Annotated in this window: 11 protein-coding genes; 1 reads left to right on the top strand and 10 read right to left on the bottom strand. The window is 35.2% G+C overall.

Annotated elements, in window-relative coordinates:
* Positions 1 to 64: 64 nt before the first annotated feature.
* Both A9G38_RS01430 and dauA read right to left on the bottom strand, forming a co-directional pair.
* A complete protein-coding gene (locus A9G38_RS01430) occupies positions 65 to 607 on the bottom strand; it encodes an HdeD family acid-resistance protein (protein ID WP_034911827.1) in 543 nt (180 codons plus the stop codon).
* 195 nt (positions 608 to 802) lie between these two features.
* Entirely contained in the window at positions 803 to 2476 is a 1674-nt protein-coding gene (gene dauA / locus A9G38_RS01425) for a C4-dicarboxylic acid transporter DauA (RefSeq protein WP_034911824.1), read from the bottom strand.
* A 249-nt stretch (positions 2477 to 2725) separates the two neighbouring features.
* Between dauA and A9G38_RS01420 the strand changes: the two genes are divergently transcribed.
* Positions 2726 to 4075 carry a histidine-type phosphatase gene (locus A9G38_RS01420; RefSeq protein WP_034911821.1) on the top strand — a complete coding sequence of 450 codons (1350 nt, stop codon included), beginning with the start codon at positions 2726 to 2728 and terminating at the stop codon, positions 4073 to 4075.
* A 67-nt stretch (positions 4076 to 4142) separates the two neighbouring features.
* Here A9G38_RS01420 and A9G38_RS01415 read toward each other — a convergent pair whose 3' ends face one another.
* The 8 genes from A9G38_RS01415 to fdnG all read right to left on the bottom strand — a co-directional run bounded on the left by A9G38_RS01415 (position 4143) and on the right by fdnG (position 14112).
* A complete protein-coding gene (locus A9G38_RS01415; RefSeq protein WP_034911817.1) occupies positions 4143 to 4937 on the bottom strand; it encodes an ABC transporter ATP-binding protein in 795 nt (264 codons plus the stop codon).
* A 2-nt stretch (positions 4938 to 4939) separates the two neighbouring features.
* Complete coding sequence (locus A9G38_RS01410; protein ID WP_034911815.1) at positions 4940 to 5884, bottom strand: ABC transporter permease; 945 nt, start codon at positions 5882 to 5884, stop codon at positions 4940 to 4942.
* 61 nt (positions 5885 to 5945) lie between these two features.
* Positions 5946 to 6923 carry an ABC transporter substrate-binding protein gene (locus tag A9G38_RS01405; RefSeq protein ID WP_051634212.1) on the bottom strand — a complete coding sequence of 326 codons (978 nt, stop codon included), beginning with the start codon at positions 6921 to 6923 and terminating at the stop codon, positions 5946 to 5948.
* A gap of 260 nt (positions 6924 to 7183) precedes the next feature.
* Positions 7184 to 8143 (bottom strand): ABC transporter substrate-binding protein, encoded by a 960-nt coding sequence (locus A9G38_RS01400; RefSeq protein WP_034911812.1) that lies wholly within the window; start codon positions 8141 to 8143, stop codon positions 7184 to 7186.
* 199 nt (positions 8144 to 8342) lie between these two features.
* Positions 8343 to 9251 carry a formate dehydrogenase accessory protein FdhE gene (gene fdhE / locus A9G38_RS01395; protein ID WP_034911809.1) on the bottom strand — a complete coding sequence of 303 codons (909 nt, stop codon included), beginning with the start codon at positions 9249 to 9251 and terminating at the stop codon, positions 8343 to 8345.
* Positions 9252 to 9367: 116 nt separating this feature from the next.
* On the bottom strand, positions 9368 to 10060 hold the full coding sequence (locus A9G38_RS01390) for a formate dehydrogenase subunit gamma (RefSeq protein WP_051634211.1): 693 nt from the start codon (positions 10058 to 10060) through the stop codon (positions 9368 to 9370).
* On the bottom strand, positions 10053 to 11027 hold the full coding sequence (fdxH, locus tag A9G38_RS01385; protein WP_051634210.1) for a formate dehydrogenase subunit beta: 975 nt from the start codon (positions 11025 to 11027) through the stop codon (positions 10053 to 10055). Before fdxH ends, A9G38_RS01390 begins: the two co-directional genes overlap by 8 nt.
* Positions 11028 to 11043: 16 nt before the next feature.
* Positions 11044 to 14112, bottom strand: coding sequence for a formate dehydrogenase-N subunit alpha (gene fdnG / locus A9G38_RS01380; protein WP_080702331.1), 3069 nt, complete (start codon positions 14110 to 14112; stop codon positions 11044 to 11046).
* Between the last annotated feature and the right edge of the window lie 434 nt (positions 14113 to 14546).

Genomic DNA, 14546 nt, shown 5'->3' with positions numbered 1-14546 from the left:
AATTAGTGGTAACCTTCTTGAAAGTCATTGCTAGATTGTGAGCAACGAATATGTTATTTAACATCTATTTTTTTAATGCAAAACCAATAGCTACATATGCCCAACCTTGAAAAATAAGGTCAATACCTAAAAACATACCTAATACCCAAAGACTATCATATGGCCAACCTGCAATAATCATAAATCCTAAAATTAATGTAATAATCCCTGAAGTTAAAACCCATCCCCAACGAGGTAAATTGCGGTTATTCATAGCCGCAAATATTTGTGTAAAGCCGCTCATAATTAGCAAGAATGAAATCACCAATGTTAAGGCTGATGAAACCGCAACAGGTTGGAAAAATGACATTAGACCAATAAAAATGTATAAAACTCCCATTACTGCCCATAATGCTGACTGACTGAAACCTTTAATGCGAAATGAATGTAGCGCTTGCGCAATACCTGCCATTAAAATTAATGAACCAATAAAATAGACAGAAAAAACAGTTGCCGTGAACTGATAACCTAATGCTAAGCTCCCCAATATAATTAAAATAACACCAACTAAAATAAACCAACTTGATTTTTCTTTAAGATTGTAGACATTGTTTTCGTTAGATATCATGTTATTTACCTATTTTTATAAGTTAATTTTGGATTTCAAATTAAAACCACTTTTTAAGACTTATAGTCTGTCAATGGTGATTTAGTAAATGAAAAGAAAGGTAGTGAAGGTACAATTTATTGCACAGTAATTAGTTTCTGTTCAAACCGTTACTGTGCATATAAATTAGTTAATATAATAAATCTAATTTTAGAATTAATCTTTATCTTTCAGTGCTTCTTCTAGCGTTGAATAGAACATTAGTTTGTTAGAAATTGGAACAATTTTTGCGCGAGCTAATGTTTTTAATGGTTGAAACTGTAACTCACAAATTGATAGATCAACTTGTTCAGGTAGTTCATCAATAAAATGAATTAAAGCATTGAGCCCACCAGCATCAAGAATTGGTACCGCATCCCATTGTAGCACTATGTGTTCATATCCATTAATCTTTTGATAGATTTCTAAAAATGTACGTTCAGCGGCAGCAAAAAATAGTGGTCCGTTAATACGTAGTACTAAGGTTTTATCGTTACTGCGATTAAGTTCAACTAAGCGAGTCATACGGGCGATACGGCGCATAAATAGGATTGAGGCAAGTACAATCCCAAGTGTAATTGCAATCACCATATCAAATAGTACTGTTAACGACATACAAATAAGCATAATCAAGATATCATCTTTAGGAGCACATTTGATAATATAAATGACGCGTTGAACTGCACTCATATTCCATGCCACGATAAGTAATAATGCCGCCATTGCAGAAAGTGGGATAAATGATAATGCTGGTGCGAAGCAAATAAGAGCAAGTAAAACAATTAAAGAATGCAAAACGGCAGCAATAGGCGAGGTTGCGCCTGCTTTGACATTTGCCGCTGAACGCGCAATTGCCGCTGTTGCTGAAATGCCACCAAAAAATGGTGCAATAATATTACCTAAGCCTTGGCCAATGAGTTCACTATTTGAGTGGTGTTTAGTGTGTGTCATTTCATCTAATACCACAGCACAGAGTAATGACTCAATTGCGCATAACATTGCCATGGTCAGTGAAATTGGCAGTAAGGCAGTAAATGTTGACCAATCCCAAGTAAAATCAGCATGCTGCCAAGGTAAAATAAACTCTGGTAGAACAGAGGGTATGCCATGACCTATCGTATTATCAGCTAGTGTATAGGTAAATCGTGAACCAATTGTTTCAATTTGATAGCCAAATTGATTAAAAATAAACATAACAGCAATGCCGGCAATTAGTGCAGGTAGGTGTCCTGATATTTTAAGTCTAAGTTTTGGCCATACTATTAACACAATCAGTGTTACTACGCCGACTATAGTGTCAGCAATATTAATGGTTGGTAGTGTTTTAGCTAGTTCCGTAACTTTACCAATATAACTTTCTGGCATGTGCTCAAGTGTTAAACCAAAAAAATCTTTAATTTGCATGGTTGCTATAGTTATGGCAATGCCCGATGTGAAACCTAATACAACGGGTAAAGGAATATATTCGATTAATCTACCTAATCGAATTAATCCCATTAATACAAGAAATATACCGGATAGCAATGTTGCAATTAGTAGTCCAGATAATCCGTATTGTAATGATACAGGGTATAAAATAACTACAAATGCTGCTGTAGGTCCAGAAACACTAAACCTTGATCCCCCCGTTAATGCAATGATAAAACCACCTATAATTGCTGTATATAAACCATGCTGTGGAGGTACACCACTAGCAATAGCTAGTGCCATTGCTAGTGGTATAGCAATAATCCCAACAGTTATGCCAGCTATTAAATCTTTAATAAAACGAGTTGTGTTGTAAGGGGTACTTATACATGCAGATATAAATGCACAGCTAATTTTTGTACCTGAAAGGCCATATAATTTCATTGTGTTTAATTAATTAAAAGGAAGTTGTATCGAGTGTCTAATAAGATAATCTTTTTTACGAAAAATGAAAGAGTGTTATGAAAATAATCATCTTTTTTGTGAAATAGTTTTATAGATATTGTTTTATTAACACTATCATTTTATAAGTACTGCTTATTTTGATTTTTATGCTAATCTACACTATAGATAGTGATGTTGAGGCCATTTTTAATGGTATATTAACGTTGTTTATTTCAAGGGGAAAAGCGAATGGTTATGGTTCGTTTTCGTAAGTGGTTTATTGTTTTTTTATGTGCGTTTTCTTCTGTAAGTCTTGCTCAACAAACTATGTGTGTGGGTTCTAAAACAGCCTATCAATATGATGCTGAACAAAAGATTACACCAGCGCCGACAGGGTATATGGCTTTTTACATTGATCATGTTGGACGACATGGCTCACGTTATATCAGTAAACCAAAATCTGAAGATATTGCTTATCAAATTTTGTTAATGGCTGAAAAGCAAAATCAATTGACTAGCTTAGGAAAAGATTTATTTAGGCAGATAATTCGTATTGCTGAGTTAAATAAAAATCATTACGGCGAGCTTACTGATTTTGGTCGTAAAGATATTGCTTTTATTAGTCAGCGTATGCAGGAGAATAATCCAACTGTTTTTAAAGGAAATAAAATTGATGTTGTTTCATCTCGAACCCCTAGAGCCAAAGAAACCGCAGAAATATTCATTAGTTCTTTCAAATCTAAATATCCTGATATCCATGTTACACAGCAGCCCGAAGATCAACAAACGTTATTGCGCTTTTTTGATTATTCATCAGTTTATAATGAATATAAACACAGTAAAGTAGTGAAAGATTCGGTGAAATTGATAGAGAATGCGCCTAAAACACAGCAAATAAGCGAACAGGTAGTAAAAAAGATTTTTGCTGATGATTTTATCCAAAAGCTAGATAAGGGCATTGAGGTTGTCGATAAATCATCAGTAAAAACACGGGATTTTGTGATTTCGGTTTATCAATTGTATCAAGAGCTACAAGCATTTTCGCCGCAAGTATTAAAGGATAATTATTTTGATCTTGATCCGTATTTTTCGGTTGATGAAAATACTTGGCTTAATACCGTAGTTACGGCTAAAAACTATCTGGAAATTGGTCCTGCTTTTGATGCCAATAGTATCCAAATAAAAATTGCCGCTCCATTGTTGTGGGATATGTTAAACACTGCCGATATTGCAATAGCGAATAATAATATTGATGCCAATTTGCGTTTTGCCCATGCTGAAACCATTTCGCCTTTAGCCACTTTACTTGAAATTGAAGGTACATCCGCTATTGCTGAGTCTATTTTTGATTATTATGCTGTTTGGCAAGCGGATAAAATTATTCCTATGGGGGCTAATATTCAATGGATTTTTTATAAAAGCGAGAAAGAAAATCAGCCTGTATTAGTTAAAGTATTATTAAACGAGCGTGAAGTACATTTACCTATAAAATCAGTGCAATATCCTTATTATCGTTGGAGTGATATAAAACAGTTTTATACAGATAAGCTTAATAAATTAGGTTTAAGTTATATCCCGTCACTAGCAACAGCAAATTAAGTGGTAATGGAGTTAATTGCTATAGATAAAAAGCAATATTTCTATCAGAAATATTGCTTTTTGATGATTAACCTAAAAGCAAAGCATCATCGGTAACTTTTTCACCACGTGTTTTTTCAAACATATCTAATAAATCCGTTACAGTTAATTTAGCTCGTTGTTCTCCAGATACATCAAGCACAACTTGTCCTTGATGAAGCATTACCGTTCGGGTGCCATATTCTAATGCTTGTTTCATAGAGTGAGTCACCATCATTGTTGTTAATTGTTTTTTTGAAACAATTTCATTGGTTAGCTCTAAAACAAACTGTGCAGTTTTAGGATCAAGCGCTGCGGTATGTTCATCAAGCAATAATATTTTAGATGGTTGTAAAGTTGACATTAACAAACTAATAGCTTGTCTTTGACCTCCCGAGAGTAATCCCATCATATCCGATAATCGATTTTCAAGACCTAAATTTAAAGTAGCAAGTTTTTCTTTAAATATTGATCTGATATTTCGATTAAGAGCTGAAGATAAGGTAAAACGATATCCTCGGTTATAAGCTATAGCGAGATTTTCTTCAATAGTTAAGTTTTCACATGTGCCAACCATGGGGTCTTGAAATACACGAGCAACCATACTAGCTCGTTTCCATGCTGGCCAGCGAGTGACATTTTTACCATTAATAGCAATTTTTCCTGAATCAGGAAGTAAATCGCCACTAATCACATTCAATAAAGAACTTTTACCTGCTCCGTTACTACCAATTATGGTAACAAATTCACCTTCACTAATATTCAGGTTTAGTCCTCGTAATACATGATTTTCAATTGGTGTACCCTGATTAAAAGTTAATTGTAATTGTTCAACTTTAATCATGCTTACTTACCTCTTATTTTTGCGTGTTTTTTTAATTGCTTAGGCACAACAAGAGCCAGCACAACGAGTATCGCCGTAATTAGATTTAAATCTTCTGTTCCAACCCCGATTTCTTGTAAAAACTCATTACTAAGTGCAAATGCAATAAATAAACGATATAAAATAGAACCAACAATAACTGCTAGCATCACAGCCCAAATTCGTTTAGCGGGGAATAAGCTTTCACCAATAATAATTGATGCAAGACCGATTACAATTGTACCAACACCAATGGTGATATCAGCTCCACCTTGTGTTTGTACAAATAATGAACCTCCGAGAGCAATTAAACCATTTGATATAGCCATACCAATAATTGTGACTCTTCCAGTCGGAATGCCTTGCGATTTTGCCATTCGTTGGTTGGTGCCAGTTGCTCTTAAGGCCAATCCCATTTGGGTATTTAAAAACGCATTGAGTAAAGCCCAAAACACAATGACAAATCCTAAAGCCATAAGAGGTTGTACAATATATTGGTTGCTGTAATCTTCAGCAATAAATGGTGAAAATATAGTTTTGGCATCAAGTAAAGAAAGATTAGGGGATCCTGCCATTCTTGATGTTTCATCCATAATATACGGACCAACACCTAATATTCTTAAATTGATAGAATAGAGTCCTATCATTACAATAATACTTGATAATAATTGAAGAATATTGAGTTTAACATACAGTATTCCTGTCATTGCTCCAGCAAGACAGCCAGCAAACATACCTAATAACGTTGCAATCCAAGGATCGATACCGATATAAATGCATAATCCACATATCGCTCCACCAAGTGGAAAACTTGCATCAGCAGTAAGATCTGGGAAATCAAGTAAACGAAACGAGATAAATACGCCCAAACTCACCAACGCATAAATAAGCCCAATTCCAATTGAGCCTAATAAAAATTCAGAAGACATGAAAAAAATCCATAAAAGTTAACCGCCAAAGTTGGCGGCTTAGTTATAAAAAAAGTAAAAATTATTTTTCAACAATTTTGGTAGCTGATTTTAATACATTTTCAGATAATATAACACCTTGGCGTTCAGCCGCTTTTTTATTAATTGTTAATTGAGTAACATTACCCACTTGTGGTGGAATATCACCAGGATTTTCGCCGTTAAGTATACGGATAACAATTTTACCAGCTTGACGACCAAGATCATAATAACTCATGCCTAAAGCGGCAATAGCACCACGTTCTGCCGATTCAGGGTTGGATGCAATAAGAGGAATTTTACTTTCATTAGCCACTTTTGCTAAAGCTTCATAAGCAGAAACCACATTATTATCGGTAGTAGTATAAATCATATCAACCTTACCTTTTAAACTTCTAGCCGCAGTAGATATATCCGAAGTGCGTTGCGCAGGAGCGGCAATAATTTTCATACCTCGTTTTTCTAGCTCATTTTGTAATTGTTTTAGTATGATTGTTGAGTTAACTTCGCTAGGGCTATAAACATAACCAATGTTTTTAGCATCAGGTTTTATTTTTAGCATCATATCGATTTGAGAATCTAGTGATAAGGCGTCAGATACGCCTGTTACATTTGTTTTTGATGCATCCCAACTTGGGGTTAATTTAGCTGCTACGGGATCGGTAACGGCAGTGAAAACAATAGGAATAAGTTTTGTTGTAGCAACTAATGCTTGCGAACTTGGTGTGGCAATTCCTACAATAACATCTGGTTTATTTGCTACAAATTGTTTAGCAATTTGGGCTGCATTTGCACTACTGCCTTGTGCGCTTAAAAATTGTAACTTTAAATTTTTTCCAGCAATATAACCGCTATCTTTTAACTCATCCTCAACACCTTTACGCACATTATCTAATGCGGGGTGTTCAACAATTGCTGTAATGGCAACAAATTTTTGTTCGGTTTTAGACTCAGCGAAAGAATAAAATGTTGCTAACGATAAACTAAGTAACATACAAAGTTTAATGATAGAATTACGCATAGAGCACTCCTGTAATGTTTTTTTTACAATCAAGCTAAATATTAAGTTACTATAAAGCAAAAAAAGATAATTTTCTAGTATAAAAATAGCTATGAGTGTAAATTTTTTATTACACATTATCGGTGGTTTGATGTTAACTTGGTAAACTGGATTAATTGATGTTAATCCAGTTATTGGATTACTGTAGGTTACATTTTTTTGCTCACCTAACTACTAAGTGTAGCAAAATTTTTAATTAATTTTAGTGAAGTAGGGCTTAATTATTTTCCTATGATTTTGTCTGCAGATTGAATTACCTCAGGAGGCAAAGCAACCCCTTGTTTTTTAGCTGCATCACTATTAACAACAAGGCGTAATGCTTGCCCTATTTCTGGAGTTATACTTCCTGGTTTTTCACCTTTTAATATGCGCACAACAAGCTTACCTGATTGGCGTCCTACATCATAGTAGCTCATGCCGTATGCAGCAACGGCTCCTCGTTCAATCGCATCAGGGAACGATGCTAAAAGAGGAATTTTATTTTCATTTGCAAATTTGACTAATGACTCATAGGCTGAAACAACATTGTTATCGGTTGTCGTGTAAATTAAGTCTACTTTACCTTTTAATGTATTGGCAGCAGTTGAAATATCAGCAGTTCGTTGAGCAGGTACCGCAATAAAATTAATATTTTGTTGAGATAAAAGAGTTTGTAGATTTTTTAATACCACAGTTGAATTAATTTCACTTGGACTATAAATATATCCTACTGATTTAACATTAGGTACAATTTTTTTCATAAATTCGATTTGTGGGCCAATTTCTTGATAATCTGATACACCAGTAATGTTTGTGCCAGCGGGTTGCCAATCTTTAATTAATTTAGCGGCGATAGGATCGGTAATTCCAGCAAATACAATAGGAATTTGTTTGGTCGCTGCAGCTGTTGCTTGTGCACTTGGTGTCGCAATTGCTACAATAACATCAGGTTTTGATGCGACAAATTGCCTTGCAATTTGAGCGGCAGTAGCGCTACTTCCTTGTGCACTTTTGTATTGGACAGTTAAATTTTTGTTTAACGTATAGCCGCTGTCTGCTAATTCATCTTTAACACCATCGCGGATTTGATCTAATGAAGGATGTTCAACAATTGCCGTAATGGCCACATTTTTAATTGTATCTGCAAAACTTAAAAAAGGTGTAAGCAATAATATTGTTACTAATAAAATAAAACGTTTCATGAATTAAACTCGCAAACTAGTACAATAGTTTAATTCTAGCTTTATTAATCAAAAATGTGAAGCTGTATTTTATTTATTTGATGATCATGTTACAAAATAATCGTTATTGTAAAATAGTTAAATAATTAATGAGCTTTGAATGAATTATTTCATATTCGATATAATGCCTATAAAACTATATTATCAGTATCTTTGTTTTTTACTGAGCAAATATAAAAGGATTTATCCCACTTTTAGCAAACCCTTCTTCTTCGGTTTTGATATCTAATATTAGCGAAGCAATATCATCCGCGATGACTTCAATATGAGGATCTTTATCTTGATCAAATATTTTTAAATAGCTATGGCAAGCATCACAACACTCGGTTTTAATTGCAGCGAGTTCTTTTTCTAAGGAGAGGTATTGTATGTCCTTCATATTATCGCAACAGGTACATTTAATTCTAGGTACATACCATTCACTTTCACATAAACTACAATGTAAATAGCGTAATCCGTTGTTACCGCCTAATTGAATAATACTAGCAGTAGGCATACTATTACAAACTGGACATAACCAGAGTTTATCTGTATTTTCTGCGATAGCTTTACTTTTAATTTGACTAGCCAGTTGGCAATAATAAACAGATAATGATGACCAAATAAATATTGCTTCATTACCATCAACTTTATCAAAGTCTCCTTTAAGCAAATGTAATGCTTTATTTTGTAATTCTAAAGCGCCATTTTTTTTAAGCTGTTCAATGACTATAGCGATTTGCTGCGTGGTATCAGAAAATGAGTCGAGTAATGAAGTAAAGTAATCTTGCCAAGTATCTTTAAGAGGTAAATTAGCTAAACTAAGTGGAGGATATTCGCTATTTAATAAACACGATACATCAATATCTATAGGCTTATGTTTAACTAAATTGGCTTGTTGTTCAGCTATAATTGCACAAAAATTCAAATAATCACTAATTGGATTATTGTTTGCAAGAGTTTTTAAACGTTCTGCTCGATGAGTATAAAGTGTTTTAGGTGATGGATAAAATAGTAACGGGATTTGTCTAATAACTGAGTTTATGGCTTGTTGTTCAAGTTGTTCTTGGGGGATAATTTTTATACTCATTATAAATGCTCATTAATTGTGATTTTATTCATCACTGCTTTTTATTTTTACTATTAAAATGTCACCGCTGATAGTTACTATCAGCGGAAAATACCATTATAGATGCAGGCAAGTTACTATGCTGGTTTATGCTTAATATCTGTAGATTCTTCTTCAGATTTAGCCTTTAACTTTAGTTCATTTTGATAGATCTTTTCCATTTCTTCTTCATACCAAGTTGAATGATTTTTTTGTGCCCAAGCACGCGAAACATAGCCAGTTATCATCCCTTTAATGGAACCTTTAACCCAAATTGCCATATAAGCATGACCAATTGCAAGCAGAATTAAGCCAATTGCAGCAAGAGAATGAAGAAATATCGCAATACGGACAACTGGAACAGAAAAATTATCCGCAAAATAACGGCGCCACATGATGAGACCTGTAACAAATAAAACTAAAATTAACCCCATAATGCACCAAAATAAAAACTTTTGTCCTACATTATATTTGCCTATTGGAATGCCTCTTTCTTTGCCCAAAATGACATGTTTAAAGTTTTTAATCCATAAAAGATCATTTTTATTTGGAATATTATGGTGAGCAAGTTTTATAAACATAAACATGAGTAAAACAAAAACAATGCACCCTAAAAATGGATGCAATGCTCTTACTAATTGTGGCGTACCAAGAAATAATCCAAACAGTTTTATAGATGGAAAAAATAAAGATAAGCCAGATAGTGCAGTCAAGATAAACAGACAGACCATACACCAATGACAGAAGCGAACAATAAGTGGTGTTCTTAATATCATGCTTTTCTTATCCATGATGATTCTCCTGTTGTGATGAATTAGAGTCAATTTTCTGTTCTAAAACAGGCAAGCCTAAACGCTTTCGAGCTTGTTTATCTGCTTCTTTTTCTTCTTCAATGTCTTCTTCATCAACTTCAATTGCACCAACGCCCATGTAATGGAACAGCAAACCACTAAAAGTTGCCACAAATGCAGCTGCAGATAATGGTTTCCAAATACCCTTCCAAAATCTGACAATTTCACTAATTTTAGGGTTTTTTGGTAAGCCGTGATACAATTCTGGCTGATCTGCATGATGAAGAACATACATAACATGTGTTCCCCCAACTCCTTGCGGGTCATAAAGACCAGCATGTTCAAAACCACGTTTTTTCAAATCTACAATTCTGTGTTCAGCATGGCGAATCATATCTTGTTTAGTACCAAAGTGTATAGCGCCAGTAGGGCAAGTTTTAACGCAGGCGGGTTCTTGACCCACAGCAACGCGATCGACACATAATGTACATTTATAGGAGTGATTATCTTCTTTACTAATTCGTGGAATATTGAACGGACAACCTGCTACACAGTAGCCACAACCAATACAGTGTTCCGATTGAAAATCAACAATACCATTAGCATATTGAATGATAGCACCTTCTGATGGGCATGCTTTCAAACAACCAGGATCAGAACAGTGCATACAGCCATCTTTACGAATTAACCATTCAAATTTTCCATTTATCTCGACTTCTGAATACCGCATTACAGTCCATGCTTTTGGCTCTAAATCGGCAGGATTATCATAAACACCAACAGTATTGCCAACTTCTGCTCGAAGATCATTCCATTCACTACAAGCAACCTGACATGCTTTACAACCTATACAGGTGGTCACATCAATAAGTTTTGCAACTTCTTGTTGATAGTCCCTAGCTCGTGGCGCTGGAGTTAAAGCATTAGTTGCTGAGCGGCGTATAATATCTTGAGTTTGTAATGACATAATTTATCCTCCCACCTTATGCCGCTGTAGTAACTTTTTCGATATTGACTAAGAATGATTTATATTCTGGTGTTTGTGAATTTGCATCACCTAAATGTGGCGTCAATTCATTAACCAAAAAACCTTTCTTTGTCTGACCTGTGAATCCCCATACTATTGGGATTCCAATGGTTTCGATCTCTTTACCATCAACTGTTAAAGTTGGAAGACGTTTAGTCACAACTGCTTTAGCTTTAATATAACCTCGATGTGAAGTGATTTTAACCATATCACCTAATTTGATTCCTTTTTTGAGGGCAAGATTTTCACTTAACTCAACAAATTGCTCGGGTTGAGTAATTGAAGCTAACCTTGCATGTTGCGTCCAAAAATGGAAATGTTCAGTGATACTATAAGTGGTACCAACATAAGGAAATTCGCTAGCATTCCCTAAGCGAGCCAAATCTTCTTTAAATGCGCGAGCTACAGGGCTGCTGACTTGATTTGGATGCAATGGATTATTACTAATAGGTGTTTCAAACGGTTCATAGTGCTCTGGGAACGGCCCATCGACTAACCGATTTAAACAAAATAACCCACCTAAACCATCATTATTCATGATAAAAGCACCTGCCCCACTACTTGGTGGTAATGTTGCTGTAAAATCAGGTACATCATTGCCTACCCAACTTGAGCCATTCCATTTTACTAAAACTCGTTTAGGATCCCATGGTTTACCATTTTCATCCGTTGAAGCGCGGTTATAAAGTACTCGTCGATTCATCGGCCACGACCATGCCCAACCAGCATGAACACCTTTACCAGATGGATCGCTTGGATCACGCCTTGCCATTTGGTTACCTTGTTCTGTCCAACAACCACAGAATATCCAAATACCCGATGAAGTTGTACCATCTGCTTTTAATTGTGAAAAACCACTTAGTAATTGACCTTTTTTAAGAATAACATTGCCATTTTCGTCGGTTATATCAGCAAGTGCTCGTCCATTATAATCTTTGGCTAATTCCTCAGCCGCTGGGCCTTCTGGCTCCTTATAATCCCAAACTAAGTTTTCAATTGGCTCGTAATAAGCACCACCTTCTTCAGCATACAGCTCTTTTATTCTCAAAAAGATACGCGCAATAATTTCAGGATCATATAAAGCTTCATAAGGCGGTCTTGCTGCTGCCCAGTGCCATTGTAGCCAGCGAGATGAGTTAACTATTGTACCGTTTTCTTCTGCAAAACAGTTTGATGGCAATCTAAATACTTCGGTTTGAATTTTGCTAGAATCTACATCATTAGATTCGCCATGGTTTTTCCAAAACTCAGCTGTTTCTGTTGGCATTGGATCAATGCTCACCAAGAATTTTAAATTAGACAAACCTTCGCGAATACTATTTTTATCGGGAAGTGCAGCAAGTGGGTTAAAGCCCTGACAAATAAAGCCATTGGCTTGACCATCACGCATCATTTTGCTAAATCTTAAAACATCGTAGGTTTTATCCCATTTAGGTAACCAATCAAATCCCCAATCGTTATCTTTAGTCGATTTATCACCGTACATTGATTTCATAAAGCTGACAAAGAATTTTGGATAATTCCCCCAAAAATTCACTTCGCTTGGACCAAGTGGTTTTGGTGTTTTTTCATCTAGGTACTGAGTAAGTGAAACTTGAGAATCTTTTGGTAAATCAAGATAAGCAGGCAGACGATTTGATAATAAACCAACATCAGTTAAGCCTTGAATATTTGAATGTCCACGTAGTGCGTTAATACCTCCGCCCATTACGCCAATATTGCCTAAAATAAGCTGAATCATGGCAGCAGTACGGATAATTTGTGATCCATAAGTATGCTGAGTCCAACCTAATGCATATAAAAATGTGGCTGCTCTATTGTTAGTTTTAGTGCTAGCAAGTGAGCGGCAAACATGCAAAAAACCTTCAATAGGACTTCCCGTTATTTTATTTACCATTTCGGGTGTATAACGTTTGACATGCTGTTTTAATAGATTCCATACACAACGGGGATGACTTAACGTTTTATCCCGAAGAGCATACCCGTTGTCATCCTTTTGATATGCCCAACTTGTCTGATCATACTGTTTGGTATCAGCTTCATAACCACTAAATAGCCCTGTAGCTTCATCAAAATTAAAATTATCACGAACAATTAGGCTTGCATTACTATGAGTAACTAAGTAGTCAAAATTAACTTCGTTATTGCTAATAAGATAATTGATAATACCAAGTAGAAAAGCAATATCAGAACCTGAGCGAATAGGTACATACAAATCAGCCACTGAGGCTGTTCGATGAAAACGAGGGTCAATGGCAATTAGTTCAGCACCATTATTAATTTTTGCTTCTATAGCCCATTTAAAACCAACCGGATGAGCTTCAGCTGCATTTCCCCCCATTACGATAACAACATTAGCATTTTTGATATCATTCCAGTTGTTAGTCATGGCGCCGCGACCAAAAGTAGCCGCTAAGCTAGATACAGAAGGACCATGACAAACTCTAGCTTGGGTTTCAAGGCTTAACATACCTAATGCGCGAGCAACTTTGAACGCTAACCAACCTGTTTCATTACTAGCTGCTGAGGTAACAAGCCAGCCTGTTGTTGTCCAGCGATTGACTGTTGTGCCTTCCGCATTTTTTTCAACAAAATTTTTATCTCGATCAGCTTTCATTAAACGAGCAATACGATCAATGGCTTCATCCCAACTTATTTGTTGCCATTTATCTGAACCAGGGGCACGATATTCAGGATATTTAACTCGTTGTTCACTTTTTACATAATCCAGAACACCTGCACCTTTAGGGCAAAGAGAGCCTCGACTAACAGGATGATCGGGATCTCCTTCTACATGGAAAATAGACGATTCGGCATTTTTAGCCCCATCGCCACGGCTATATAGCAACATACCACAGCCAACAGAGCAGTAAGTACAATTATTTCTAGTTTCTTTTGATTTCAATAACTTATATTGGCGAGTTTGAGCAAGCGCTACATTTGGAGAAAAACCAAGCGTAGCTACCGTTGTTCCAGCCATACCACCAGCACAGATCTTAAAGAACTGCCTACGGTTAAATAGCATATGGACTCCTTAGAAAGCTGACATTACGTTTTAATTTATTATATTGGAAGCAATTAACATCCTTACTGGTTGTAATGATAATCTTTAATCAAATGGAAATAAAGGGAAAAACAGATATGAATTTATTAATTTTGACATATATCAAAAAATAAAATAATGACAGCTTGATTTATGTTTAATATTGTGAAAAATTATATTAATATAAAAAAGTTTCAGGTAACACTACGTTTAAGTATAAAAATTTATAAGGCAGTTAGACAACTGACCATAAAGCGTCTAACCAAATTAGTGAAAGTTATTTTTTCTTAATGATATAATTGCCATATCTCTTACCAATTGAGAAGAAATTAATTTTTTTATGTATATTCATTACCACCGTTTCTCAAATTACTGCAAATAATACGATTAATTTCTACAATATGGTTATTAACCAT

Source organism: Gilliamella sp. Imp1-1 (assembly GCF_001690415.1).
Taxonomy (GTDB): Bacteria; Pseudomonadota; Gammaproteobacteria; order Enterobacterales; family Orbaceae; genus Gilliamella; species Gilliamella bombi.
Note: the sequence above shows the minus strand (reverse complement) of the source record. Positions and strands in the feature narration are given on the sequence as shown.

What these genes read in the sequence shown, in the direction of transcription:
- fdxH (WP_051634210.1), bottom strand. Translation starts at nt 11,027, where the DNA reads ATGTCATTACAAACTCAAGATATTATACGCCGCTCAGCAACTAATGCT.
- dauA (WP_034911824.1), bottom strand. Translation starts at nt 2,476, where the DNA reads ATGAAATTATATGGCCTTTCAGGTACAAAAATTAGCTGTGCATTTATA.
- A9G38_RS01415 (WP_034911817.1), bottom strand. Translation starts at nt 4,937, where the DNA reads ATGATTAAAGTTGAACAATTACAATTAACTTTTAATCAGGGTACACCA.
- A9G38_RS01430 (WP_034911827.1), bottom strand. Translation starts at nt 607, where the DNA reads ATGATATCTAACGAAAACAATGTCTACAATCTTAAAGAAAAATCAAGT.
- A9G38_RS01390 (WP_051634211.1), bottom strand. Translation starts at nt 10,060, where the DNA reads ATGGATAAGAAAAGCATGATATTAAGAACACCACTTATTGTTCGCTTC.
- A9G38_RS01410 (WP_034911815.1), bottom strand. Translation starts at nt 5,884, where the DNA reads ATGTCTTCTGAATTTTTATTAGGCTCAATTGGAATTGGGCTTATTTAT.
- A9G38_RS01400 (WP_034911812.1), bottom strand. Translation starts at nt 8,143, where the DNA reads ATGAAACGTTTTATTTTATTAGTAACAATATTATTGCTTACACCTTTT.
- fdhE (WP_034911809.1), bottom strand. Translation starts at nt 9,251, where the DNA reads ATGAGTATAAAAATTATCCCCCAAGAACAACTTGAACAACAAGCCATA.
- A9G38_RS01420 (WP_034911821.1), top strand. Translation starts at nt 2,726, where the DNA reads ATGGTTATGGTTCGTTTTCGTAAGTGGTTTATTGTTTTTTTATGTGCG.
- fdnG (WP_080702331.1), bottom strand. Translation starts at nt 14,112, where the DNA reads ATGCTATTTAACCGTAGGCAGTTCTTTAAGATCTGTGCTGGTGGTATG.
- A9G38_RS01405 (WP_051634212.1), bottom strand. Translation starts at nt 6,923, where the DNA reads ATGCGTAATTCTATCATTAAACTTTGTATGTTACTTAGTTTATCGTTA.